Source organism: Campylobacter coli, from assembly GCF_009730395.1.
Lineage (GTDB): Bacteria > Campylobacterota > Campylobacteria > Campylobacterales > Campylobacteraceae > Campylobacter_D > Campylobacter_D coli.
This window is the reverse complement of sequence record NZ_CP046317.1, coordinates 296,655-320,356: the sequence shown is the minus strand read 5'-3', so window position 1 is coordinate 320,356 and position 23,702 is coordinate 296,655. Positions and strand designations below refer to the sequence as shown.

Below are 23,702 nucleotides of genomic sequence, written 5' to 3'. Positions count from 1 at the left end.
CTTTTCCTTTTTAAAGCCCCATTTTAAAAGGATTGAGAATATTATTTGGGTCAAAAGCTTTTTTAATATTTCTCATTAAATTCATTTCGGCATCAGAAAAAGCTAATTTCATAAAAGGAGCCTTAGAAAGTCCTATTCCATGCTCTCCACTTAAAGTTCCTCCAAGCTCCACAGTAAGCTTAAATACCTCTTCTACTGCTTCATAGCCTTTTTTTACTTGTTCTTCATCATTTTTATCAGGAACCATAATATTAGTATGCACATTTCCATCACCAGTATGACCAAAACAAGGAATTTTAAAACCATATTTTTTAGAAATTTCATCTATACCTTCAAGTAAAGCAGGAAGTTTTGACCTTGGGACAGTAATATCTTCATTTAATTTTAAAGTCCCATACATAGCTATACTTTGAGAACAATTTCTTCTAGCAAACCAAATATCTGCTGCTTCTTGCTCATCTTTGGCTATTTTAAACTGACTTGCTCCTGCGTCTAAAAAATGCTCTCCTAAAATTTTCAAATCTTCATCAATAGCTTCTTTTACATTGCCATCTACATCAGCAATCAAAATAGCTCCCGCATCCACAGGCAAACCTTTGTTAAATTTACTTTCTACTGCTCTAATGCTAAGATTATCTAAAAATTCCATAGATACAGGATTAACCCCACTTGCAAGACTCTTATAAACTGCATTCATAGCGCTTTTTACACTTGGAAAAATTCCAAAAGCTGTTTTCTTGAATTTAGGCAAGACAATAAGCTTTAAGGTAAGCTCACTTAAAACCGCTAAAGAACCCTCACTCGCGATTAAAATACCTGCGAGATTATATCCTGCAACATCTTTGATGGTGCGTTTACCCGCACGAATGATTTCCCCATTAGGCAACACAGCCCTTAAAGCCATAACATAATCTTTAGTAATGCCATACTTTGCAGCTCTCATACCTCCAGCATTTTCACTTACATTGCCTCCTAAGCTAGAATACTCCATGCTAGCAGGATCGGGCGGATAAAAAAGTCCATGCTTAGCCACTTCTCTTTGTAAATGTATATTAATCACACCTGGTTGCACTACTGCGACTAAATTTTCAAGATCGATTTCTAGAATTTTATTCATATGTTTTTCAAAGCTTAAAATCAAACCTCCATTAACAGCCAAAGCTCCTCCTGTAAAACCCGAACCCGCCCCACGAGGAATGATAATGATATTATTTTCATTACAAAATTTTAATATTTTAGAAATATCCTCCTCGTTTCTTGGAAACAGCACCCCATCGGGCAAATAATGCTTTTTTGTAGCATCATAACTATAAGCACGCTTATGAATATCATCAAAATAAGCATTTTCACTACCTAGAAGTTTTATAAAATATTGTTCAAATTCTTTTTTCATTGGCTTACCTTAGGAATATTAATTAAAGCATCATAATATCTATAATAATTACCCACTTCTTGGGAATTAAAATCAAAAAAATTACTTTTATAACCACCTATACGAGAATAAAAAGGAACTTGTATACTGCTTGGTTTAGATATGGTTAATTCATAAAGCTCACTAAAATCTTGACAATCAACTATCTTTGCCTTATCCTCTAAAGCAAAAATCAAAATTCCCACAGCATTATCGGCACAAAATTTTCTAAAATCACTACGCTTTGGAGCAAGAGATGAAGAGCGGATGAGTTGTGCTCCTAGCATATCAATATGAGTAAAATAAATTTCTGGAAAGCTAAATACAAGCTCATTATAAGTTTGTTCATCTGGAGCAATCACTAAACCTCTATCATAAAGAAAATTTAAAACCACCTCATTACCCTTTTGTGGTACAACATTTGGCAAAGGCAAGGCATCTTGCTCAAGATCAGCAAAAACACTGAATTTTAATTTTGCCAAACCCTTTTCTTTAGCTATAACACTAGCTCTTGCTATAATGCTTTTTGAAGTTTGAAAACGCTGTATAACAACACCGCTTGAATTTAATTTTATATCAGGACTATCTTCAACATAACCATAAATATCTTCAACCTTTAAAAGTTCCATTTTTACAGGCTTTAAATTTAAATCTATTGCAAAAAGACTCATACTTAAGCTTAAAATAAATGCTAGAAATTTAAGCAAACTAACTCCTTAAAAAATCAATTTAATGTATTATAATCCTTTTTTGTTAAGCAATTGTAAGAATTATAAAGTAAAATATAGCTTTTAAAAATTTAAAAATCCTCGAAAAAATAAGGTCTTTATATGAAAAAACTCTTACTCCTATTTGCATTTGTTATTCAAAGTTTTGCCGCACTTAGCGTTGAAGAACTTACTTGGGATAATGGCGATACTTTGCTTAAATTCTTGCAAAGAAATTCTATCCCTATATCGCTTTATTATGGGCTTGATAGAGAAGATCAAGAACTTGCCTCTGATATAGCTTATAAAGTAAAATATCAAGTTTTAAAAGATGAAAATAATAATATAGAACAAGTTTTAATCCCTATCAGTGATGATTTACAAATTCATATTTATAAAGATAAAAACAATCAATACACCCTTGCCTTTTCTCCTATTTCTTATCAAAAAGAAGATAGAATTTTACATTTAACAATCAAAAGTTCAGCCTATCAAGATGTTTATGAAGAAAGTGGTAGCAGTACTCTAGCTCGTGCTATGGTGCGCTCCTTTCGAGGAAGTGTTAACTTTCGCAATATCCAAAAAGGCGATAAGGTTACTCTTTATTATGAGCAAAAAAGACGCATGGGAAAACTTTGGGGGGATATTGCTATAAAAATGGCTGTAGTAGAAATTAACAAAAATGCACAAGAAGTATTCGCTTTTAATGATATTTTTTACAATCGCGATGGAAAAGAAGTGGAAGCTTTTTTATTAACCAAACCTGTAAATTATACAAGAATATCATCAACTTTTAGTACTGCAAGATATCATCCTATACTCAAACGCTATCGTGCACACCTTGGTATAGACTATGCAGCGCCTACTGGAACACCTGTAAAAAGTGCAGGCAAAGGGACAATCACTTTTGTAGGCACTAAAGGAGGATATGGAAATGTCATACAAGTAAAGCATGATTCAGGCTATATGACTTTATATGCTCATTTAAGTCGTTTTGCAAAAATTAAGAAGGGCCAAAAAGTAAATCAAGGTCAACTCATTGGTTATGTAGGTTCAACAGGCATGAGTACAGGCCCACATTTACATTTTGGTGTTTATCTAAACAATAAAGCCATCAATCCTGCTTCAGTAGTTAAAATCGCTAAATCAGAGCTAAGCGGAAAAGCCAAAGAAGAATTTAAAAGCACTATAGTAAAATATGAAGGAATTATAAACGAAGCCTTAGCTGCTAATAAGCCAAATCCTCCTAAAGAAGAAGATTTTGAAAATTATATAGAATTTTAAGGATTGCTAAGCAAAGCCTTATCTTTAGCTTCTATCAAGGAATTAAGAAGAGCTATAAGCCCTTCTCTTTCTTTGCTTTCTATCTCTTTAAATTCAGCATTAACAAGCTGATTTACTAAAGCTTCATTAAGCAAATCCCCATCCCCAAACTCTCTAGCTTTTTGAATAATTTTTAATACTCTTAAATCTTTTTTTTCATACATCAAATCAACCCTTTAGATAAACAACACTCACAAAGCGTTTTAAAGTCTTATCGCGACGATAAGAGTAAAATGTCTTATCATCAAAACTACAAATATTACTGTCGATAATATTTTTAATACCTAAATTTTGAGCCTGAAATTTTACCAAAGCTTTTAAATCAAGTTTTCTTTCATCTAAAAAATCTTTAAATTCTACTCTTGCAAATTCTAAAATTTCTCCATCTATTTCATAGTTTTTAGCACAAATACTAGGCAAGATAAAAAGATGAAATTTCTGCATGTCTAAATTAGGATTTTTTGTATAAATTTTATCCACACACTCTTTTAAAATATTTTCAAAACTCCCTTTTCTTCCTGAATGAAGTGCCGCTATAATGCCACTTTCATGCCATAAAATCAAAGGCAAACAATCAGCACTTAAAACACAAAGTGCGGTATTTTTTTCTATACTTATCAAGCCATCGCAACTTAGATTTTTTAAATTCTCATCATAAATTTCAACTTTATTGGAGTGAATTTGATCCATAAAAACACATTTTTCAATATCCTTAAAACCCAAATGAGAAAATAAATTTTCTTTATGAACTTTGGCTCTAAAGATATTATAGTCTTTATCATAAGCGCAAAAAACACTGACTTTTTGATTCTTTAGTAAAGATAAGCAATTCTCTCCACTTCTTCCCATGATAGTCCCTTATCCTTATCTTGCATTTGTGCATAAATATAACGAGCAAGCAAATCGCTTTCTATATTGATTTCTCGGCCTATTTCATATTCTTTAAAAAGTGTTTCCTTAAAAGTAATAGGTATAATGGTTAATCTAACGCCATTTTCTATAATTTCATTGATCGTAAGGCTAACCCCATCTATACCTATACTGCCTTTTCTTGCCATAAATTTCATCGCTTCTTTAGGCAAAGCTATATAAAAATCAACCCCATTTTCATCTTTTTCAATCTTTTCAAGCCTACCAATAAAATCAATATGTCCTTGCATCAAATGTCCATCTATCCTATCTCCATACCTTAAAGCAGGTTCTATATGCACCTTATCTTTTAAATTTTGTACTGCTATGTGCTTGCGACTCTCGTGTGAAAGTTCGAGTTCAAAACCATCGCTATGAAGTTTAGTCACGCTCAAACAAGCTCCATTAACAGCTACACTATCGCCCAAATTAGGGCGATAATTTGCCTTTAAATTCAAAACATTATTTTGATAAGATTTAACCTTAGCAATCTCTCTTATAAGTCCATTAAACATCACTTAACCTTAAAAAATTTTATTCAATAATTTATTGATACCCTCATCTACTTTTTCTCCTGCTTTTTGAACTCCATCTTGGGCTTTATCGCCTACAATATTTTTAATGGAATTTACTACACTACCCGCTTCAAGTTTAACTTGGGGCTTTTGTGTTGTTCCTGTTATATTGCCTTTAAAATTGGCTCTATCTATCTTGATATCAAAAGGCAAATTCAAGCTTCCGCTTTTAGAATTCAGCATACCTGAAGAAACAAGGACATAAGAACGATCCGCTTGCATATTTAAATCAAGCTTGATGTTTTCTTTGTTAATAAGCGCTTTAGCATTGGCAGTATGAAAAACATCAGTAGTGATATCTTTTAAAGTAATAAGCTTAAGAGCTGCAGTGATAGCATTAGGTTTAAGCTTACCCTCTTTCATATCTGCATTAACCTCTCCTTGCTCGCTTATAAGATTATACTTAGCATCTAAATTTGCCTTGCCTTGATATATATCTATAAAATCAAGTCCACTTGCCAAAGTACTTAAATCCACTCCCTCTAACTTTGCATTTAAAATATTATTTTTCAAAGTACTATCAAGTTTTCCTTCAAATAAATTTTTACTCAATGCAGTAAAATTTAAAGTTTTATCAAAACCAATTTTTCCATTAAAACTCGCCTTTCCTTTGAGTTTTCTATCGAGTAAAAAACCTAGCTTTGAAAAATCAGCAATATCTAAAACATAATCCGAATTTAACACCATTTTGTTAATGTCAAATTTTCCTTTAAAATTACTAAGATTAGCCAAAGAAGAATTTAAAACACCCTCAAAATCAGCGATATTATTTTTTAAATCTGCTTTGATATTTAAATCATAATTTGTATTGCTTGGAAATTTTTTATCCATTATCTGACTTAAAACTACAGCATTTAAAATACCTTTAGCTTCTGCATTTATCTTGCCATTAAGATTGTTAAAATTTATATCATCTAAACGCGCACTAGCATTAACTATCCCGCTTGCATAATTTGGCATACCTACAATAGTAAAAACCTTGGAAAGATCAAGCTTGTTTATATCTAAGTCTAATTTTTTTCCATTAGAATTTGCCTTGATTAATCCACCTGCTATATTTGCATTAGCATTTAAATTCTGAATTTGAGCGCCTATAATATGTGCTTTTGCGTTAAGTTCTGCCTTGCCTTGTAACTTTTGTCCTGCTATGGCATTAAATTGAGATAAATCATCAATAAAAGCATTTAAGTCTGTGTTTAATTCTGCATTTTTAAGATTGTAAGTTCCATCAAGTTTTTTAATATTGAGCAAATTAGACGCTAAAAGCGCATTATAAGATATATTGCCATTTTTAGCTTTAGCTTTGGCATCAAGACTAAAATTTGTATTTGGAAGATCGAGCTTGGCTATTTTTTTAATTTCAGCACTATTTAATTTTGCATTATTGATTTTTACATCTGCATTGAAATTTGCAAAATCCAATCCCTCGCTTACAAGATTTGCATTTAAATTTCCAGAAACAATACCACCATAGCCTATAAGAGCTAGTATTTTTTCCAAGCTAGCATTGCTTGCATTAAGATTTAATTGATTGTTTTTTAAATTTGCCTTCACTTCTCCGCCAAGCCCTATAACATTAGCATTTAAACCAGTTAAAGCATTATTAGCTACACTCGCATCACCCTTTACTCCTAAAGATCCATTTAGCTTTGTTTTTGTAAGCTTTTCAAGTTTTGCAAGATTAGGGACTGATAGATCAAAATCCGTATTTAGGGTATTTTGAATAAGATTATAAAGGGTTTTTTGAGTTTGTAAAGTTAAATAACTATTATAAATTTTACTCACTGTATAGACTGTATCATCTTTAATATTTGCTAAAATTTCAGCTTTAAGATTGGAATTTTCAGGTAAATCTATATTGAATTCTTTTTTAATTTCTGCATAATTTATATAAGTATTATCAAGTTTAATGATAGCATTTCCATCAGGTTTTAAATCTTTAGCAGAAATTTTACTTGCTATATCTATAGTTCCTTTGGCTAAATTTCCTCGTCCAAAAAGTGCTAGCAATTCAGAAATTTGAAGATCGTTAGCGCTTAAATTTAAAGCAATAGGAGAATAATTATAAACTCTTGCATCTAAAAGCACATTAGAGCCAAACAAATACCCCTTGCCATCGATCATAAAATCGCTCGATTTACCATTAATCTTTCCCAAAAAAGCCAAATTTTGATTTAAATTTAAACCTAAATTTTTAGCATAATTTTTATCCAAACTGATAATATAATCAAGATCAAAGCCAAGTTTAAATAGACTTAAATTTCCTTCTAGTTTTAAATCGGCCATATTGGCTAAATTTGCCTCAATATCAAGACTTGAAAAACACAAAACAAACTGAGTAATATTGGCATCAAGACCTGTACTTTGCTTGATTTTATCTTGAATAAAATTTGCGACTATATTATTACCAAGGCTAGTAAAAAGCAAGGTATAAAGTGCGATTAAAAGCACCACAATAAAAGCCGCTACTCCATAAAATATTTTCTTCACTTTAAATCCTTTAGTTTTTTTTATTAATTAACTTTAGTCTAATTAACTAAAGTTTTATAAATATTTTTACTCAAAGTATTGACAAAATTCATTTTTTATAGTATGATATTATCACTCAAAATTAAAGAGTGCTAAAAATCAATATTTTTAAGGATGGACAAAATGAATTTTCAACCTTTAGGAAAGCGTGTTTTAGTAAAACGCGTAGAAGAAACCAAAACAACAGCTTCAGGTATAATTATACCAGATAATGCTAAAGAAAAGCCTTTAATGGGTGAAGTAGTAGCAGTAAGTAAAGAAATCACTGATATTGCAAATGGTGATAAAATCGTATTTGCTAAATATGGCGGAACAGAAATCAAAATTGATAATAGCGAATATTTAGTTTTAAATTTAGATGATATTTTAGGAATTTTAAAATAATTTATAAAAAAGGATAAAAAATGGCAAAAGAAATTATTTTTTCAGATGAAGCAAGAAACAAACTTTATGAAGGTGTTAAAAAATTAAATGATGCAGTAAAAGTTACTATGGGACCAAGAGGACGCAATGTTTTAATCCAAAAAAGCTTTGGTGCTCCAAGCATTACTAAAGATGGCGTAAGTGTTGCTAAAGAAGTAGAGCTTAAAGATAGTCTTGAAAATATGGGTGCTTCACTCGTAAGAGAAGTAGCGAGTAAAACAGCTGATCAAGCAGGCGATGGAACAACTACTGCAACGGTTTTAGCTCATGCAATTTTCAAAGAAGGTTTAAGAAATATCACAGCAGGTGCAAATCCTATCGAAGTAAAACGCGGTATGGATAAGGCTTGCGAAGCTATAGTAGCAGAACTTAAAAAACTTTCTCGCGAAGTAAAAGATAAAAAAGAAATTGCACAAGTTGCTACAATTTCAGCCAACTCTGATGAAAAAATCGGAAATTTAATTGCTGATGCTATGGAAAAAGTAGGCAAAGATGGTGTTATCACTGTTGAAGAGGCAAAATCAATCAATGATGAATTAAATGTAGTTGAAGGTATGCAATTTGACAGAGGTTATTTAAGCCCTTATTTTATAACCAATGCAGAAAAAATGACGGTAGAACTTTCAAATCCTTATATCTTGCTTTTTGATAAAAAAATTGCAAATTTAAAAGATTTGTTACCGGTTTTAGAACAAATTCAAAAAACAGGGAAACCACTTTTAATCATCGCTGAAGATATCGAAGGTGAAGCACTTGCAACTTTAGTTGTAAACAAACTACGCGGCGTATTAAATATCTCTGCTGTAAAAGCTCCAGGTTTTGGAGATAGAAGAAAAGCTATGCTTGAAGATATAGCGATTTTAACAGGTGGTGAAGTGATCTCTGAAGAGCTTGGAAGAACTCTTGAAAGCGCTACAATACAAGATCTTGGACAAGCTTCAAGCGTAATCATCGATAAAGATAACACAACCATCGTAAATGGCGCAGGCGAAAAAGCAAATATTGATGCAAGAGTAAATCAAATCAAGGCTCAAATAGCTGAAACAAGCTCTGATTATGATAGAGAAAAATTACAAGAAAGACTTGCTAAATTAAGCGGTGGTGTTGCAGTTATCAAAGTAGGTGCGGCAACTGAAACTGAAATGAAAGAGAAAAAAGATCGCGTTGATGATGCTTTAAGTGCAACTAAAGCAGCAGTTGAAGAAGGTATAGTAATAGGCGGTGGCGCAGCTTTAATCAAAGCTAAAGCTAAAATCAATCTTGATTTAAAAGGTGATGAAGCTATCGGCGCGGCTATAGTTGAAAGAGCTTTAAGAGCACCTTTAAGACAAATCGCTGAAAATGCAGGATTTGATGCAGGTGTAGTTGTAAACAGCGTTGAAAATGCTAAGGATGAAAATACAGGTTTTGATGCTGCAAAAGGCGAATATGTAAATATGCTTGAAAGTGGAATTATCGATCCAGTTAAAGTAGAAAGAGTAGCTTTACTTAATGCAGTTTCTGTAGCTAGTATGCTTTTAACCACAGAAGCAACAATCAGCGAGATCAAAGAAGATAAACCTGCAATGCCTGATATGAGTGGCATGGGCGGAATGGGTGGCATGGGCGGAATGATGTAAGCCCTACTACGAATAATCAGCAAATTCCTTGCTGATTATTTCTTTTTAAACTGCCAAATTTTATAAGATACAAAAAATAAAATCAAAAAAACAAGAAAATTAAAATACGCATTAAAAATCTGCCAAGATACGATAAAAGACAATACCATAATCACGCCATAAAAATTTGCAAAGCGAGTCATTTGCCTAAAAGTCTTCGCATTTATCAAAATATACTCTAAAAATAAAAGTGAAATTAAGATACAAAGATTGCTTAAATCATTGTGTGTCAATGACATCCCCCAAAAGGTGGTCTTCCTATGTATGTTTGCTCTCCAACACCTGGTGCATTAGCATACGAAATGCCATAACCCATACCAAGCCTTATTAAAGCAGCAATAGGCACAGCCCTATCTTCTCTTTGTTCTTCGGCATATTTACAAACAGCTTGCATAGCTGTATAAGACAAACATAAAGCTATGAGATAAATCAAACTTTTTTCATGGTTCATTTCTCTCCTTTGTAATTTGTGAAATTCTACTTTATATTTAATAAATTTAATATTAATTATCAAAAATTTATTTTATTTTATAAGATTAAATATCTATAATAAAGCTTTTTTAATAAACTTATTTTTATAGAAAAATAAATTTTTATTGATAATAACTATTATAAAATGAGAAAATGTTTATAGAGAGTTTCAAGCAAGTGGATGCAAAAATTTTATTGTCCTTTTTCAAATCTTCTTTGCACTCCAGCTTAACTCAAAAACACTCCCTTGATTTTCTACAGATTCGCAAATGATTTTAATATCATTATCATCGCAAATCTTTTTCACCAAAGAAAGCCCTATGCCAAAACCTCCTTGATCGGTATTAAATCTCGCATATCTATCAAAAATATGCTTAAGATTTGATTTTGAAATTCCACAACCTGTGTCTGCGATACTTAAAAAACCTGTTTTTAACTCTATCGAAATTTCCCCACCTTTTTTGTTGTATTTGATTGCATTACTTAAAAGATTATCTATGAGTTTAGAAATTTGGTTTTTAGAAGCGAAAATACTTGCTTGATGTAAATTAAGCTTTAGACTGATTTTCTTTTGCTCAAAAAATATTTTAAAATATTCTAGCCTTTCTTCAATCAATGCTTTTAGGTCAAGTTCTTGTTTGTTAAGCTCTAAGGTATTGGGAAAATTATAAAAAACAAGATCTGAATACACTTGAGATAAACTTTTTGCAGCTAATTTTATCCTTGTGAATTTGGTATTATGCTCTAGTTTTTGATTTTCAAGTTGTTCTATACTCATCAAAATCACACTTAAAGGGGTGTTAAGCTCATGGGTTGAATCTTTGATAAACCGATTAAGAGTGATAATCTTATCCTCTAGTGGCTTTAGGGCAATTTTTACTAAAATATAAGCTATCAAACCCAATATGCAAAAAGCCATAATAGCAAAAGAAAAAACCTTTATTCTAATCCAAATAAGATCCTTTTTAACATCCTCACCTTGAATTAAAATTTTCAATCTACTTTCAGTATTTGCATTATCTTCATTTGTATGTTTTAAAAAATAATTATCTGTATTCATACGATCAAGAAAAAATACTTTTCCATCGTAAATTCCCCTGCCCTTAAGTTCAACCTTTGCTTTTCTAAAATCAAAATCCAAATTATCAAAAATAGCTTGTTTTTTATCAAAAATAGCAAATTTAAGTCCAGTACTTTGAGCAATATTGCTAGCACTTTCATTCATAGGAACAAAACGAGAATTTAGGATATTTATAATGATATTTCTATGATTTTCTCTTAAAGAAGTACCTTTTACAACCACTAATTCTTCATATAATTTTTGATACCATAAGGTAAAAAAGATTGCTAAAAAAATACCCGTAGTAGTTAAATAAATCAATAAAATTTGCCTAATGACTTTTTTAGCCATAGCAATATCCTCTACCCCTTTGATTGATAATTTTTTCTTTTCCTAATATTTTGCGTAAATTTTTAATATACGCTCTTAAACTAAGCTCGCTAGGTTCTTCATCATACTCCCAAAGCTCTTCAAAGATTCTTTCTGTACTTAAAAAATTATTTTTATTTTTTAAAAGCAAAGATAATAGCTTGATCTCTTTACTGGGTAGAGTTAAAGCCTTATCAAAATGATAAAGAATTTGTGAGGTAAAGCTGAATTTAAACCCATTCCCCAAATCTTCATAATCTTCATTTTTATGAGAAAAAGCTCTCTTTAACAAAACTTGAATACGAATTGAAAGTTCTGCAAGCTCAAAAGGCTTGCGTATATAATCATCACAACCTGCATTATAACCCTCTTTCAAATCTTCTGTCGTATTTAAAGAAGTCATAAAAATAGCTGGAGTTTGTTTTCCACAAGCTCTTAATTCTTTTAATAAAGAAAATCCATCACCCAAAGGAACCTTAACATCTAGTATCCACAAATCAAAATGTTTTTCATAAGCAAGTTCTAAAGCTTCTTTAGCATTGGTGCATAAATAAACTTCATAACCCTCATCGATTAAAAATTCTTCTATAATCTCACTTAAACTTAAATCATCTTCTAAAAGCAGAATTCTAGCTGCCACAAGACACCTTTCTTTGATATTTCTTGAAATTGTATCAAAAAATATTGAAAAAATGGTTTAATACAAATTAATTTATATTTAACTTATTTTTATGTTATAATCTTTAATGCAAATAAATTTTTCAAGGAGTCAAAATGCTTCCAAAATGGGATAGCAGTTTTAGTGTGCACAATGCCAAAATTGATGATCAGCATAAAAAACTTTTTGAGCTTGCAGCAAAGGTTGAAATTGTTTCTGATAGATCGGTAAGCAAAAATGAAGTAAAAGAGCTTTTGGCTGAATTTTTCAATTACATGAAAGATCATTTTAATGATGAAGAAAAATATATGCAACTCATTGCTTATCCAGCATTTGAAGAACATAAAAAAATTCATAAAGAAATCATACAAACTATGATTAATCTTATTAAAGATATCAAATCTACAAATGATCTTAAGGAAAAACTTTACATCATAGCGAAAAAATGGCTTTTAGAGCACATACTCTATGAAGACATGAAGGTAGAAAAATGGAGAAGCTCTTCTTTAGCAACAGATGAAGGTAAAGATGTCAGCTTTGAAGCAGCAGATGATAGTGATGATGACAAGCCGCAATTTTATCTTTATAAATGCAATTGCCCAGGTAAAGTACATGATGTCCCTTATGGTATCCATCAAAAAATTGAATTACAAGGGCACAAATTCACTTGCAAAATCTGTAAGCAAGCAATTACATTTTTTCAAAAACATTCCTAGAAAGGTTAAGTTAATGAAACAAGAAACTAGAAATTATTCCCTTAGAATGCCTTTAGAACTTAAAAAACGCTTAGATAATTTGAGTAAAAATCTTTCCAAGCCTAAATCAAGTATAGTTAGAGAAGCCTTAGAAGCCTATCTTAACGAAATTGAAGATTTTTCTTTTGCAGTCAATGCCTTAGAAGAATTAAAAGACGGAGATTATTCAAAAGCAAGTAAAAAGATAGATAAGGTTGTGGAAAATCTTCAAAAGGAATCAGATGATTTAGGTGATTTTGATTTTGCTATCGAAGCCTTAGAAGAACTAAAGGACGGAGATTATTCAAAAGCAAGTAAAAAGATAGATAAAATCGTTAAGAACCTCAAAAAACCTGAATAAAAACTTTTATAGAAACTTTATCACAATGCGATAAAGTTTCTTGGCTGTAAAATTGATTTAAAAGCCTTAAAAATAAAATCCCATACTTGTATAGAGTCTATCTCTTCTTTTTCCATCTGCTTCGTATTTATAAGCTGCCTTTGCTAAATCTAGTTTAATATAAAATCCATTGGGTTTAATATAAAGCAATTCCAACCCCACTGCATCCACAAAAATATCATTTTTTCCTTCTCTACCCGCCATATTGATATCATTATCTAAATAATCTTCATTCCATCCATGGGCAAATTCATAAAAAAGGGGTAATGTAAAAATTAGGATTAAATATATTAAATCTTAGTCCAATTGTTGTTAAAATCATACTATCTGCCTCTCCAAATCCATTAGGATAAGCTCTAACGCCGTAAGCTCCTCCCAAAGTCGCAGTCTCACTAGAATCTAGCTGATAATCTCCGATAGTTTTTTGATAGCTAATATTAAGAATGTGTGAAATTTTATTATTAAAATAATAAGCATTATTCGAAGCTGCATTAAATTTCCAAAATTCTCCCATGACAGGACTATTTTCTAAAAATACACTTTTTGGCTTTATATCCCCATAAGTAAGTTGCGTGTTATAGCTAAGAATGTTATTAGGAATTAAACCTATAGTTCCTTCAGTTCCTAAATAAAAGGCATTGCTTTCTTTGTTAAAATCAATTCCAAAGCTTCCATAAATATCTTCAAGCTTTCTATAAACATAACCTCCAGTAAGATATAGAGAATTAGTTGTGTTGATAAAGAGTGGATAAGATAAATCCACCCCTAAATCTAAAGAACTTCCATAAGCACCTAAACTTTCGTATTCTTCTCCTAATTCATAATTGCTTTTATTCACTCTAGGAGAAACTTTGAGATTTCCTAAGAAAAAATTATAAGTAAATCCATAACTTTTTTGCATTTCATCAGAAAGTTGTGCAAAGTAATTAAGAGAATCTCCATATCCTAAGAGATTATTTAAAGCGCCACTCACACCAGCTCTATAAACACCAGAGCCCTTGCTTCCATAATTATCAAAGAAAAGTATCGCATTTGCTTTTTTGGAATCTTCTATTGTAATAATCACATCTGTAGTTTCGTACTCACTCCCAGCAACTAAACTTCCGCTTGCTTTAATTCCTGACATTTCATTGATTTTATAAATCGCATCTTCCAATGCTTTAGTTCTTAAAATTTTTCCTTGGAGTGATTCTTTTAGCTTAGAGCTAATAGCACTCTCTTTTAGATGCTTAGAATAATTTTTAACTTGATATTCTCCAAGTTTTCCTAGCATAATATTAATTTGGATTGAATCTGTGATCTCTTGTTGAGGAATATAGGCAGTTGCCGATGGATAACCATGGTATTGAAAATAATAAGAAACGATATTGACAATTTCTTGCAAGGTTTCTACATTTAAATCCGATCTTTTTAGAGCAATAATAGATTCTCTAAGCCATACTTCATTGATTCCAAGATCTTCTAAAGTGAGTGTTTTTCCATCCTCTTTAGTATCCACAAAGAATTTATATTTAAAGCGAAATTCTTCAGAGCTTGGTGCTACTAATCCCTCTTTATCTAAGACTTTCTTAGTATCCTCTTGTAAAGAATCTTGTTTATCCATTTTAATATCTAAAGGGGATTGTTTACTTTTTAGAGTATTTTGAGTGTTTTCGTTTTGAGGGACATTTTTATAATGGGAAATCTCTATCATTTGCTCTAAAGCTTCTGCATTTTCTTTGTTTTGTTGCGAAAGTGCTCTTGTTAAAAGACAAGAAGCTAGAATGATACTCTTTAAAAAAGGTTTTTCCATAAATTTCCTTGCTTTGTATTTTTTATTTTGCTTTAGGCAATTGGGCGATATAAGCACTCACTGCTTCAATATCGGAAGTGGTAAATTTCCAATTTTTCATATTAGCATACATGATAACTTTTGCTCCCCCATTATCTGCTTTCCCTACAGCATAGCCTTGAAGCTGTTTTATGAGATAGGCTTTATTTAATCCTCCGATTTTGATATTACCCTTGCTTCCAGGAGCTATTTTATCTCCATTTACGCCATGACAAGCAATACATTTTTTATAAAGATTCTCTCCCTTTTTGATTAGGATATCATTCGCTATGCATACTCCTACACACAATTTTAAACCCACTAATATTTTTTTCATTTTTTGTCCTTCTTTTAAAATTTTCTTTGTTAAGTTATTGATTTTTAATCACTTTGGATTTCTCCATAAATCACTTTTCCTTTATTATCTAAAGATAAAGTTAAAGGAACAACCCTTAGGTTTTCTTGTTGGAGCTGAGGAATCTTTTTATAATTAAGTGTTTTTGGATTTTTAGAAATCCTCCCTAAGAGTTGATTTAATTGGCTTTTATTCATAGCATTGCCATTAATACCACTAAAACCATTTTGACTTGAAATTAATGCAATTTTACTTCCTTTTTCAGGAGCTTTTTCTCCCTTTTTTAAAAGTAGAGTGATTTAGGATTCTTCAGAGAGATTAATAGGAGTCTCTAAACTTTCAATAAAAGGTTTATCTTGATTATTAGAATGATAAATTAAACTATAATGTTCAAAGTTATTAACTACTCTAGCCCTCAGAGCTTGCTCTAAAATCAAATGGTTATCTTTTGTAAGCTGCGCCAAAGAAGGTGCAGGCAGTGTGATATCATCGGCTTTATTATTTGTATAGTTTGGAATTCTAATCACACTCCCACTTAGCACATTTAAAAGCGATCGCTCATGGATAGAAACATCTCCACCAATATAGAGTGTATTGCCATAAGAGAGTGCTAGATTGCTATTGGCATCAGGAATTGCACTTGCTGCAATATAGATAAAATCTTTTTCTTTATCATAAGCTCCAATTTCTAAATCTTGAATACTTAAAAGATTGTGATGTACTCTCTTGCCAACTCCACCTATTAAAATCAATTCCGAACCTTCAGAAATTCTATCAGTATTAAAGCCTACATTATTAAAAATAACTTGATTATTTTTAGATTCTTCCACCTCACGAATACCATAAATATTAAGCATAGAAGTCGCCCAATAATTGCTTGCTTTAAAGAGATTATTCTTTGCAAGATTGGCTGCTCTAATATACACACTGCTTTCTCTATTAACTCCCTCTCCAGAAGCTTGTGCTTCTACATTGTGATAGAAGACTTGATTGTTTTCTACATTCATAGCCTCTACTCCAGAGCGAATATCCTTTCTTCCAAAGACATTATTTAAGCTAATCTTATTGTGTTTTGCATACTCTGGATAATGGATAGATCCTTCAAAGTTTTCTTGTGTGGTTGCATAAATAAAAAGTGGTAGAGAAGCTTGAGAATCTTTAAAATCAATCACATTAAAATTAGCCTCTCCATCAAGTGTGTATCCACTAAAGAAATCATAAATCCCTTGTACTTTCACTTTTTTACTTATTCTTTTTAGCGCAGGAACATCTTTTAAGACAATGGAGTTTGCATTTGCATCCCCTTTATTTGTCTTTCCTCCAAAGAAATTTGCTAAAAAATAGCGTTATAAAAAATGGGAGTTTTTCCATCCGCTCTTAAATTTAAAAGAAAATTATCTATAACAAGGGTGTTTTTGGTTGCATCATAAGCTTTTTTACCATTCCCATCAACAAAAGCTCCCGCGATATGAACAGGAGCAAAAGAAGAATACAAACCGCTTGGAGCATGGATGTTGAATTCCACCCCATTAAGATTAAGTTTATTTTTTTCAACCTTTCCATTATAGGCTAATCCTCCAACAAGATGGGTTATCCTTTCATCAAGAATAAATTCCCCTACCATATCTCTATAAAAAGAGGCAGTGTGAATATCTACTTTAGAGCCTTTTTGGGCAAGCAAAGAATTTCCTATCGCATCACCAAAGATAGCAAGCCCTCCTACAGCATAAGGAGCTCCGTTTAATTTAAGATTATAAATATTTTCTACTCCCATATTTATATAACTTCCATCAAGAAGTTCTAAGGTATTATTTTTCGCATTTCCTTCTCTAGCAAGCCCACCACTAATAACATAATTTATTTTATCTTTCTCTTCTTTTTTTGGAGGATTTTTTGTTTTTATGTTGCTTGGCTCTAGAAAAACCGCAGAGCTTAATTCTGCCTCTTTAATAAGAAGTTTATTGTTGATAGAATCTCCCTTTAGAGAACTCCCGGCCACTAAAAAAGGAAGGATTTTTATAGGATGCAAGTTTTTATCCATAGGGTTAGCAGCATGCATACTTTGCACTTCCAAGATTTCTTCTGAGGAATGATTAAGAGTTAAAATTTCAAGCTTAGCGCCTTGTAAAGACTGCTTAGGGTTAAAAACTTCTAAAGTGATGTCGCTTACAAGTCCTTGTTTAAATACACCATAATAATTAGTGCCATTGATTTGCTTAAAGGTTTTGTCATCAAAATCCCAAACTTCCTCATTAGAAAAACTATGCCTTGGAGTTTGAAATCTTTTATCGCCTATAGATATAGCTTGACTTGCTGCATACGATACGCTATTAAATATCAAAGCTACGCTCGCAAAAGATAAAAATATTCTATTTTTTAGAAAAAATTTCACCTGCATTATTTTCCCCCTCAACTTAATAAATTGAAATTATATTTGATTAAAATCTTGTTTATCTCACAAAGAAAGCTTTTACTTTCTTTGTGATTAAAATGTGATTGCTATACAAGGATTATTAGTTTTTGCATTGTCACTTGTGATGCAAACTCTTCCTCGTTCTCTTTCGTCTTCTTTGATATGACTTTGTGTTTCTTCTGCAGGAAGAATAAGAATAGACTCTGTAGAGGTAAGTTTTACTTGTTTAGAAAAAGTATTAACTATATCTGTGCTATCTGTGTTGTTTGTAGTTTGGCTATCTCCTGAATTCTCATTTTCTGGAAGAGATAAAATAGGTTTATCTGCCAAATTTTCGATGGCATTAGCATCAATACTACTTCCTGCGATAGCAAATGTCCCTTGAATATCAGTATATTTATCTTCAAATGAATATTCTTTAGTAATTAAATCGTCTAAAAAAGGTTTATTTTTGTTTTTAAGAATATCCAATAAACCCTGTGCTTCAGCATAGTAAGCATCGATTTTTTCTTGTGTGTTTTTATAGACAACTTCTAACTGATCATAAGGAAGTAAATCATTTTGCATAGCTTTTTGATAGACTCTTTCTAATCTTTTTATTTCAGCTTTTAAAAATTCCAATCGATTGAGATTGTTTTTAATACTTTTTAATTCAGGTTTTAAAATAGTGTTTACATACTCTTTTAGATTGGCAAGACTCTCAATGATATAATTGTATTTACCCATAGAGGTTTTGTAAGTACTTTCATCACTTCCATACCATTTTTCAAATTCTGTTTTTAATCCTCCTTTGTTAAATTCAGTATAGAATTCTAAGGATTGTTTTAAAGATTCTTTTAGCTTTTTATCGCTTGTATTTTTTAATAGATATAAAAGAATAGCCACATCACCTTCATTGAATTTGTTAAAATCGATAGAATCTATATTTAACACATAATCCTCATTTAAAATTTCATCGATGATGGTTTTTAAAATTTCATCTTCAAAATCACTCTGTTCAAGAGTAATACTTGAAAGCTCTCCTTCGTTTGGAGCTGTAGGTGAAGAGCTTGATCCTGATCCGTCGGGATCTACCTCTGATATTTTTGGAGTATTGTAAGTAAAATTATCCTTATCGAAGGTGATTTTGAATTTCTCATTTCCTATTTTACCACCATTTATCATATGAAGATGGGAGTTGCTAGTGGAAGTATTTGTAAGATACTCCAAACCTGCAATTTTGCTTTGATTAATAAAAGTTTGAAAATCAGTTGTATTTGATAGATTTAGGATATTTTCATTGTGGGTAATATAATTCTTGTTCGACGATGAATTTAATAACCCATAGAAGTAAATATTAGAATTGGCAATGTTACTACCATTCTCTATATTTCCAACAAATCCACCTGCATAAATAGATTTTTCATCCAGACTAGCGGTACCATTGGCGCTAATTTCTCCTATGTTATTTAAAATAATATTTTTATAAGTTCCAGCGCCTGCATATCCTGTAAAGCCACCTGCATAATTATTATCACTAATATTTTTTATATTATTTAAAGCAATATTTTCAAAAGTTCCATTGTTTATCCATCCGGCAAAGCCACCTATAAAACCAATACCTTTAATACTTTCAATATTGTTTAAAACGATATTTGATAAGCTCGCTATACCATTCTCATTATTAAGAACACCTCCCACAAAGCCACCTGCATGACTACCACTAATCTCTTCTAAATCATTTAGAACAATATTCTCAAATATCACATTACCTTATGTCATTCCCGCAAAACCACCTGTAAAAGCTCCAGATTTAATAAATCTTATATCTTTTAAACCGATGCCATCAAAAGTTGTATTGCCCGTTGTATATCCTACAAAACCCCCACCATTATTCTTACCATAAATACTTTCTATATTACTTAAAATAATACTTGAAAAATCTCCACCGTTAATTTGACCAGCAAAGCCACCTGCATATTTCGCAACTCCAATGTTGCCTAGATTTTTTAAACTGATATTATTAAAAGTCCCAGAATTTATCTCTCCTGCGAAACCACCAGAAGAACTATTTTCGCCATTAAAGCCTTCTATGGTATCTAAAGCAATATTAGAAAAAGTTCCATTTTCTATATGCCCTGCAAGTCCTCCTAGGTATTTATAAGAAAAGGCATATTTGGGAAATTGCAATCCATCAATAGTTAAATTTTGCACACTCCCACCCTTAATATAACCAAATAATCCTACATAAGTTTTATCAGCAACATCAATTTGTATATTAGAAAGTGTATGGTTATTACCATAAAAATTACCTACAAAACCATTACCAAACCCCACAGGATTGATTGTACTAGCACCTGCAAAATCAATATCTTTGCCTAAATATACATCTTTAAATTTTAATTCTCCAAATATCCCCTCATTGACTAATTTTGCAAATCCTTTCCAAGAATTAATCATCTCTTCATTGCTTGCACTTTGAGATCCAATGTAAAGGTATTCTTTAAAATTTCCATTAATAGTAGCAGTACCAGTAAACTCATAATTATCAACTAAATTTGAATCATCTTTATAGGCATCATATACATCTTTTACCTCATATTTAAAAAAGCCTTCACTCCCAATTTCTGCTTTTAAATGAGTAGAGTTGATTCCAAAATCTTCTAAATAAACCTTATCTCCCTTGATATCTACTTTATCTGCTTGAAGTGTTCCTTTTATATTTTCTACCTTGTTTCCTACTAAAACAATTTCATTGGCTTTAATAGTTCCCATATTAACCACATCGCCTTTATTGGCATTAAAAACTGGAGAAAAAGAACCATCGACTGAAAAAGTATTGATTGCATCTATACCCATTGGAGTTATAGAAACTCCAAATTTATTGGCATTGATTGTAGCTCCTTCGCCTACTAATACCCCACTAGGATTTACAATATAAACATTGTTAGTTCCACCATTTAAAGTTCCTAGAATTTGAGAAGCTTTGTTGGTATAATCTAGATTTAAATAGTTTTTGCCATTTGTAGTGAAATTAACAGTATTGTCTTTTCCGATATTAAATCCACCGCCCCAAGCAATCACATTGTGTGTTTTATCTCCTGTGATATTCATTATATTGCCATTTGTAGCAATACTTCCAGTTCCATTGATAAACTTACCTCCGCTAGGTAAATTTGATGCTGTTAAGCTTTGAGCTAAAACCAAACTTGTAATTACAGAAATATTTACAATAACTCTTAAAGATTTGCTAAGATGATTAGTAAAGTATGATGAAGTATTTAAAAAATGTTTTATGTTTAAAAGATTAGTTATGTTCATCCCCCCCCCCTTTTTTTTTAAATACACAATATACGATCAGGACTTTTTAACATTATATTCCCCTTCTTTTTTATGGTTCGGATTATACTTATTGTTTTATTAAAAAAATAAAAATGAGATGTTCTGAGTGAAATTTTAATACAAAATTACTCTTAAATAATATCTTTATATTTAAAATTCTATAATATCTTAAAATTTAAGTATTTTATAATGCTTATAATTCAAGCATCACACGCAAAAATTTACACCATGCTTCATAATGAAAATACAAACATAAAATAAATAAATTTCATATTTCAAATACTAAGAATTTATATCAAAATTTGCTATTTAAAAGATAAAAAATAAATTAAAAAACTGATATGATTATAACATTGGGTTTTGGTATGATAAAATATACTTAATTCCATAACTTAATATTTGGATTTATTAAAAAATAAAATATGATTTTATAGAGAGTTAGAAGTGGCTCCGGATGTAGGATTCGAACCTACGACCAATCGGTTAACAGCCGACTACTCTACCGCTGAGCTAATCCGGAATATCTTAAAAAGTAAAATGTAATTATATTTGATTTTTAAAACTTTGTCAAGCATTTTTTTAAAAAAATGCAAAAAATATTTTATTCTTTAACGATAATACTCTTTAAATTTCTAAAATAAAATAAATTTACACCCTCTTCATAATCATAATCAAGCTTCATTCCATGAGATTCTAAAATAGTATTGACTATGTAAAGTCCAAGTCCAAAGCTTGATTTTTGCTTCGAGCCTCCTTGGGTAAAAGCTTGAGTATAATACTCTAAAGTGTTATTTAATTCAGGACCTCTATTTTTAAAACAAATATAATCATCCATTATATCGATTTGTATAAAGCCATTTTCAGAATGCTTAATACCATTATCAATCATATTTTTAATCGCAGTGGTAAAAAGCTTGAAATCTACATTTACAAAAAAGCTTTCATCCATAAAAATGCGTATGTTATTATCATCTCGCATAGCAATTTCTTTGGCTTCATCCAAAACATCTAAAATATTGTATTTTTTGCGGTTGATAAATGCTGCTCCTGAAGTAATCTGCTCTATGGCCGCAAATTCATTGATAAGAATTTCAAGACGGTTAAATATACTTTCTAATCTTTCTTTGTATTTATTATCCTCTAGCATTTCAAGAGTTATAAGCCCTTTGGTAATCGGGGTTTTAAGCTCGTGCATCATATTTCTTAAGAAAAATTGGCGTGATTGATTGAGCTTACGAATTTGAACGATCGCTTGATAAAAAGCCTCACTTACTTGAGAAATTTCATCCACCCCCGTGCTTACATCTTCTATATCATTAAGCTTTCCTTGTGCAAATTTATCAATTTGCTTCTTTAAAGCTTTTAAAGGCTTCAGTTTTTTAAATATATAAATATAGAGCAACACAAGTATACAAATCACGGCTACAGCTATGGCTTTAATGATAAAATATCTATAGGTTTGATAGTCTTGATCTTTGTAAAGATTTACCTTGCCATCAAAAATGATATTTAAATACACTTGTCTATCATAAGAGATGATTTCGATCAAGCCATTATTGACCTCGACTCTAGCTAACACTTCCCCGCCAAAAAGAATTCTACGAATTTGTCTAACCTCTAAGATAGGCTCCATTTTATTGTAATTTTTCGTTTGTTCTTCAAATTCTCTTTCACTAATTATCCCTGCAAAATTTAAAAGCCTTGCGTTGGCTATTAAAGAATATTTGGTATTTAATTCTCTAGTATAATTTTGCTGATCGTATTCTATAAGCCACAAAAACCCAAGAATAACACTGACACCAGCAAAAATAAAAATAAAAGTTATGGTATAAAAAATAGATGAACGATTCATTGAGTCAGCTTATAGCCTATACCTCTGATAGAATGGATATATTTTGGAGTTTTTGGATCATCACCCATTTTTTGACGAATACGGCTGATGATTACATCGATGCTTTTATTGCTTGAGTCTTCACTGATTGAAGAACAATTATAAACAAGCTCTTCGCGACTGACAACACCGCCTTCTTTTTTGATCAAATAGCTTAAAATGTCAAATTCCGCATTGGTTAAAGTCAGCTCTTGTCCTTTCATTGTGATGATATGCTTGTATTGATCATAAACAAGATCTTTAACGCTTTTTGCTATGGCGCTTTTTGTATTTGAAATGCGTCTTAAATGGCTTTTAATGCGCGCTTGAAGTTCTTTAGGATTATAAGGCTTTGGCAAATAATCATCCGCGCCCAATTCTAAAGCATTAACCTTATCTGTAATATCATGTCTAGCGCTTGAGATAATAATAGGCGTATCATACTTTTTACGAATTTCCTCACACACTTCAAGTCCATCAAGTCCTGGCAAGGAAAGATCCAAAATTATAAGCTGATATTCTTTTAAAGCAAGTTTTGAAAGACCTATATAAGGCTCGTGTGCGATATCAACTTTCATATCAAATTTTTCTAAATACTCAGCCGTAATTTCAGCAAGCTCTAAATCATCTTCTATCATAAGGATATTTGTCATTGCATTCCTTTTACTGTATTTAATCTTAGTTTTTAAATTCTAAACTAAATTAT

General features: G+C 31.2%; 24 protein-coding genes, 1 tRNA gene and 1 pseudogene. 5 read left to right on the top strand and 21 right to left on the bottom strand.

What is annotated here, in order from left to right; translation table 11 throughout:
• Nucleotides 1–10: 10 nt before the first annotated feature.
• Nucleotides 11–1,393, bottom strand: coding sequence for an FAD-linked oxidase C-terminal domain-containing protein (locus FOC43_RS01580; protein ID WP_004283792.1), 1,383 nt, complete (start codon nt 1,391–1,393; stop codon nt 11–13).
• Entirely contained in the window at nt 1,390–2,082 is a 693-nt protein-coding gene (locus FOC43_RS01575; protein WP_044278711.1) for a plasminogen-binding N-terminal domain-containing protein, read from the bottom strand. Before FOC43_RS01575 ends, FOC43_RS01580 begins: the two co-directional genes overlap by 4 nt.
• 159 nt (nt 2,083–2,241) lie before the next feature.
• On the opposite strand from FOC43_RS01575, the gene pgp5 reads away from it, so the two are divergent.
• Nucleotides 2,242–3,402: a peptidoglycan metallopeptidase Pgp5 gene (gene pgp5, locus FOC43_RS01570; RefSeq protein ID WP_002777393.1), complete on the top strand. Its 1,161-nt coding sequence runs from the start codon at nt 2,242–2,244 to the stop codon at nt 3,400–3,402.
• Here the strand turns inward: pgp5 and FOC43_RS01565 are convergent.
• Genes FOC43_RS01565 through FOC43_RS01550 form a run of 4 tightly spaced genes read right to left on the bottom strand, consistent with a single transcriptional unit; the run spans nt 3,399 to nt 7,415 of the window.
• On the bottom strand, nt 3,399–3,605 hold the full coding sequence (locus FOC43_RS01565) for a hypothetical protein (RefSeq protein WP_002784371.1): 207 nt from the start codon (nt 3,603–3,605) through the stop codon (nt 3,399–3,401). The genes pgp5 and FOC43_RS01565 overlap by 4 nt on opposite strands.
• Before the next feature lie 4 nt (nt 3,606–3,609).
• Nucleotides 3,610–4,290 (bottom strand): polyphenol oxidase family protein, encoded by a 681-nt coding sequence (locus FOC43_RS01560; RefSeq protein WP_002784370.1) that lies wholly within the window; start codon nt 4,288–4,290, stop codon nt 3,610–3,612.
• Complete coding sequence (gene ribE / locus FOC43_RS01555) at nt 4,254–4,865, bottom strand: riboflavin synthase (protein ID WP_002777399.1); 612 nt, start codon at nt 4,863–4,865, stop codon at nt 4,254–4,256. The genes FOC43_RS01560 and ribE overlap by 37 nt, the downstream gene beginning before the upstream one ends.
• A 9-nt stretch (nt 4,866–4,874) precedes the next feature.
• On the bottom strand, nt 4,875–7,415 hold the full coding sequence (locus tag FOC43_RS01550; protein WP_002786496.1) for a translocation/assembly module TamB domain-containing protein: 2,541 nt from the start codon (nt 7,413–7,415) through the stop codon (nt 4,875–4,877).
• 162 nt (nt 7,416–7,577) lie between these two features.
• Here FOC43_RS01550 and groES point away from each other — a divergent pair, with 162 nt between their 5' ends.
• On the top strand, nt 7,578–7,838 hold the full coding sequence (gene groES, locus FOC43_RS01545) for a co-chaperone GroES (RefSeq protein WP_002777403.1): 261 nt from the start codon (nt 7,578–7,580) through the stop codon (nt 7,836–7,838).
• 20 nt (nt 7,839–7,858) lie between these two features.
• Nucleotides 7,859–9,496, top strand: coding sequence for a chaperonin GroEL (gene groL / locus FOC43_RS01540; protein ID WP_002777408.1), 1,638 nt, complete (start codon nt 7,859–7,861; stop codon nt 9,494–9,496).
• 35 nt (nt 9,497–9,531) lie between these two features.
• On the opposite strand, the gene FOC43_RS01535 is transcribed toward groL, so the two are convergent.
• The 4 genes from FOC43_RS01535 to dccR all read right to left on the bottom strand — a co-directional run bounded on the left by FOC43_RS01535 (nt 9,532) and on the right by dccR (nt 12,075).
• Nucleotides 9,532–9,774, bottom strand: coding sequence for a hypothetical protein (locus tag FOC43_RS01535; RefSeq protein ID WP_002777410.1), 243 nt, complete (start codon nt 9,772–9,774; stop codon nt 9,532–9,534).
• Nucleotides 9,765–9,986 carry a hypothetical protein gene (locus tag FOC43_RS01530; protein WP_002781237.1) on the bottom strand — a complete coding sequence of 74 codons (222 nt, stop codon included), beginning with the start codon at nt 9,984–9,986 and terminating at the stop codon, nt 9,765–9,767. Before FOC43_RS01530 ends, FOC43_RS01535 begins: the two co-directional genes overlap by 10 nt.
• A 225-nt stretch (nt 9,987–10,211) precedes the next feature.
• Nucleotides 10,212–11,417, bottom strand: coding sequence for a two-component system sensor histidine kinase DccS (dccS, locus tag FOC43_RS01525; RefSeq protein ID WP_002784367.1), 1,206 nt, complete (start codon nt 11,415–11,417; stop codon nt 10,212–10,214).
• Complete coding sequence (gene dccR / locus FOC43_RS01520; protein WP_002790675.1) at nt 11,410–12,075, bottom strand: two-component system response regulator DccR; 666 nt, start codon at nt 12,073–12,075, stop codon at nt 11,410–11,412. Before dccR ends, dccS begins: the two co-directional genes overlap by 8 nt.
• Nucleotides 12,076–12,209: 134 nt before the next feature.
• On the opposite strand from dccR, the gene FOC43_RS01515 reads away from it, so the two are divergent.
• Together FOC43_RS01515 and FOC43_RS01510 are read left to right on the top strand one after the other, a co-directional pair.
• The gene (locus FOC43_RS01515) at nt 12,210–12,809 is read left to right on the top strand and encodes a bacteriohemerythrin (protein WP_002777416.1); all 600 of its coding nucleotides are present in this window, start codon (nt 12,210–12,212) and stop codon (nt 12,807–12,809) included.
• Nucleotides 12,810–12,822: 13 nt separating this feature from the next.
• A pseudogene (locus FOC43_RS01510) lies at nt 12,823–13,062 on the top strand (ribbon-helix-helix domain-containing protein); the annotation flags it as partial.
• Nucleotides 13,063–13,254: 192 nt separating this feature from the next.
• On the opposite strand, the gene FOC43_RS08815 reads toward FOC43_RS01510, so the two are convergent.
• From FOC43_RS08815 to FOC43_RS01470, 11 genes are all read right to left on the bottom strand, one after another.
• Nucleotides 13,255–13,431 carry a hypothetical protein gene (locus FOC43_RS08815; protein WP_002784445.1) on the bottom strand — a complete coding sequence of 59 codons (177 nt, stop codon included), beginning with the start codon at nt 13,429–13,431 and terminating at the stop codon, nt 13,255–13,257.
• A gap of 46 nt (nt 13,432–13,477) precedes the next feature.
• Entirely contained in the window at nt 13,478–15,019 is a 1,542-nt protein-coding gene (locus FOC43_RS01505; RefSeq protein ID WP_004283787.1) for a ShlB/FhaC/HecB family hemolysin secretion/activation protein, read from the bottom strand.
• Nucleotides 15,020–15,041: 22 nt separating this feature from the next.
• Entirely contained in the window at nt 15,042–15,374 is a 333-nt protein-coding gene (locus tag FOC43_RS01500) for a c-type cytochrome (protein ID WP_002784449.1), read from the bottom strand.
• Between the two features lie 44 nt (nt 15,375–15,418).
• Nucleotides 15,419–15,589, bottom strand: coding sequence for a hypothetical protein (locus tag FOC43_RS08810; RefSeq protein ID WP_002784451.1), 171 nt, complete (start codon nt 15,587–15,589; stop codon nt 15,419–15,421).
• 102 nt (nt 15,590–15,691) lie between these two features.
• Nucleotides 15,692–16,630, bottom strand: a complete 939-nt coding sequence (locus tag FOC43_RS08950) for a hypothetical protein (protein WP_004283784.1) — start codon at nt 16,628–16,630, stop codon at nt 15,692–15,694.
• 95 nt (nt 16,631–16,725) lie between these two features.
• Complete coding sequence (locus FOC43_RS08940; protein ID WP_002786455.1) at nt 16,726–17,790, bottom strand: hypothetical protein; 1,065 nt, start codon at nt 17,788–17,790, stop codon at nt 16,726–16,728.
• A gap of 87 nt (nt 17,791–17,877) precedes the next feature.
• Nucleotides 17,878–19,551: a hypothetical protein gene (locus FOC43_RS09115; protein ID WP_002790566.1), complete on the bottom strand. Its 1,674-nt coding sequence runs from the start codon at nt 19,549–19,551 to the stop codon at nt 17,878–17,880.
• 6 nt (nt 19,552–19,557) lie between these two features.
• Complete coding sequence (locus FOC43_RS09110) at nt 19,558–21,105, bottom strand: filamentous hemagglutinin N-terminal domain-containing protein (protein ID WP_004283781.1); 1,548 nt, start codon at nt 21,103–21,105, stop codon at nt 19,558–19,560.
• Between the two features lie 466 nt (nt 21,106–21,571).
• Nucleotides 21,572–21,646: transfer RNA gene (locus tag FOC43_RS01480), tRNA-Asn, on the bottom strand.
• Between the two features lie 81 nt (nt 21,647–21,727).
• Complete coding sequence (locus tag FOC43_RS01475) at nt 21,728–22,978, bottom strand: ArsS family sensor histidine kinase (protein ID WP_002777440.1); 1,251 nt, start codon at nt 22,976–22,978, stop codon at nt 21,728–21,730.
• Nucleotides 22,975–23,649 (bottom strand): response regulator transcription factor, encoded by a 675-nt coding sequence (locus FOC43_RS01470; protein ID WP_002777451.1) that lies wholly within the window; start codon nt 23,647–23,649, stop codon nt 22,975–22,977. The genes FOC43_RS01475 and FOC43_RS01470 overlap by 4 nt, the downstream gene beginning before the upstream one ends.
• Between the last annotated feature and the right edge of the window lie 53 nt (nt 23,650–23,702).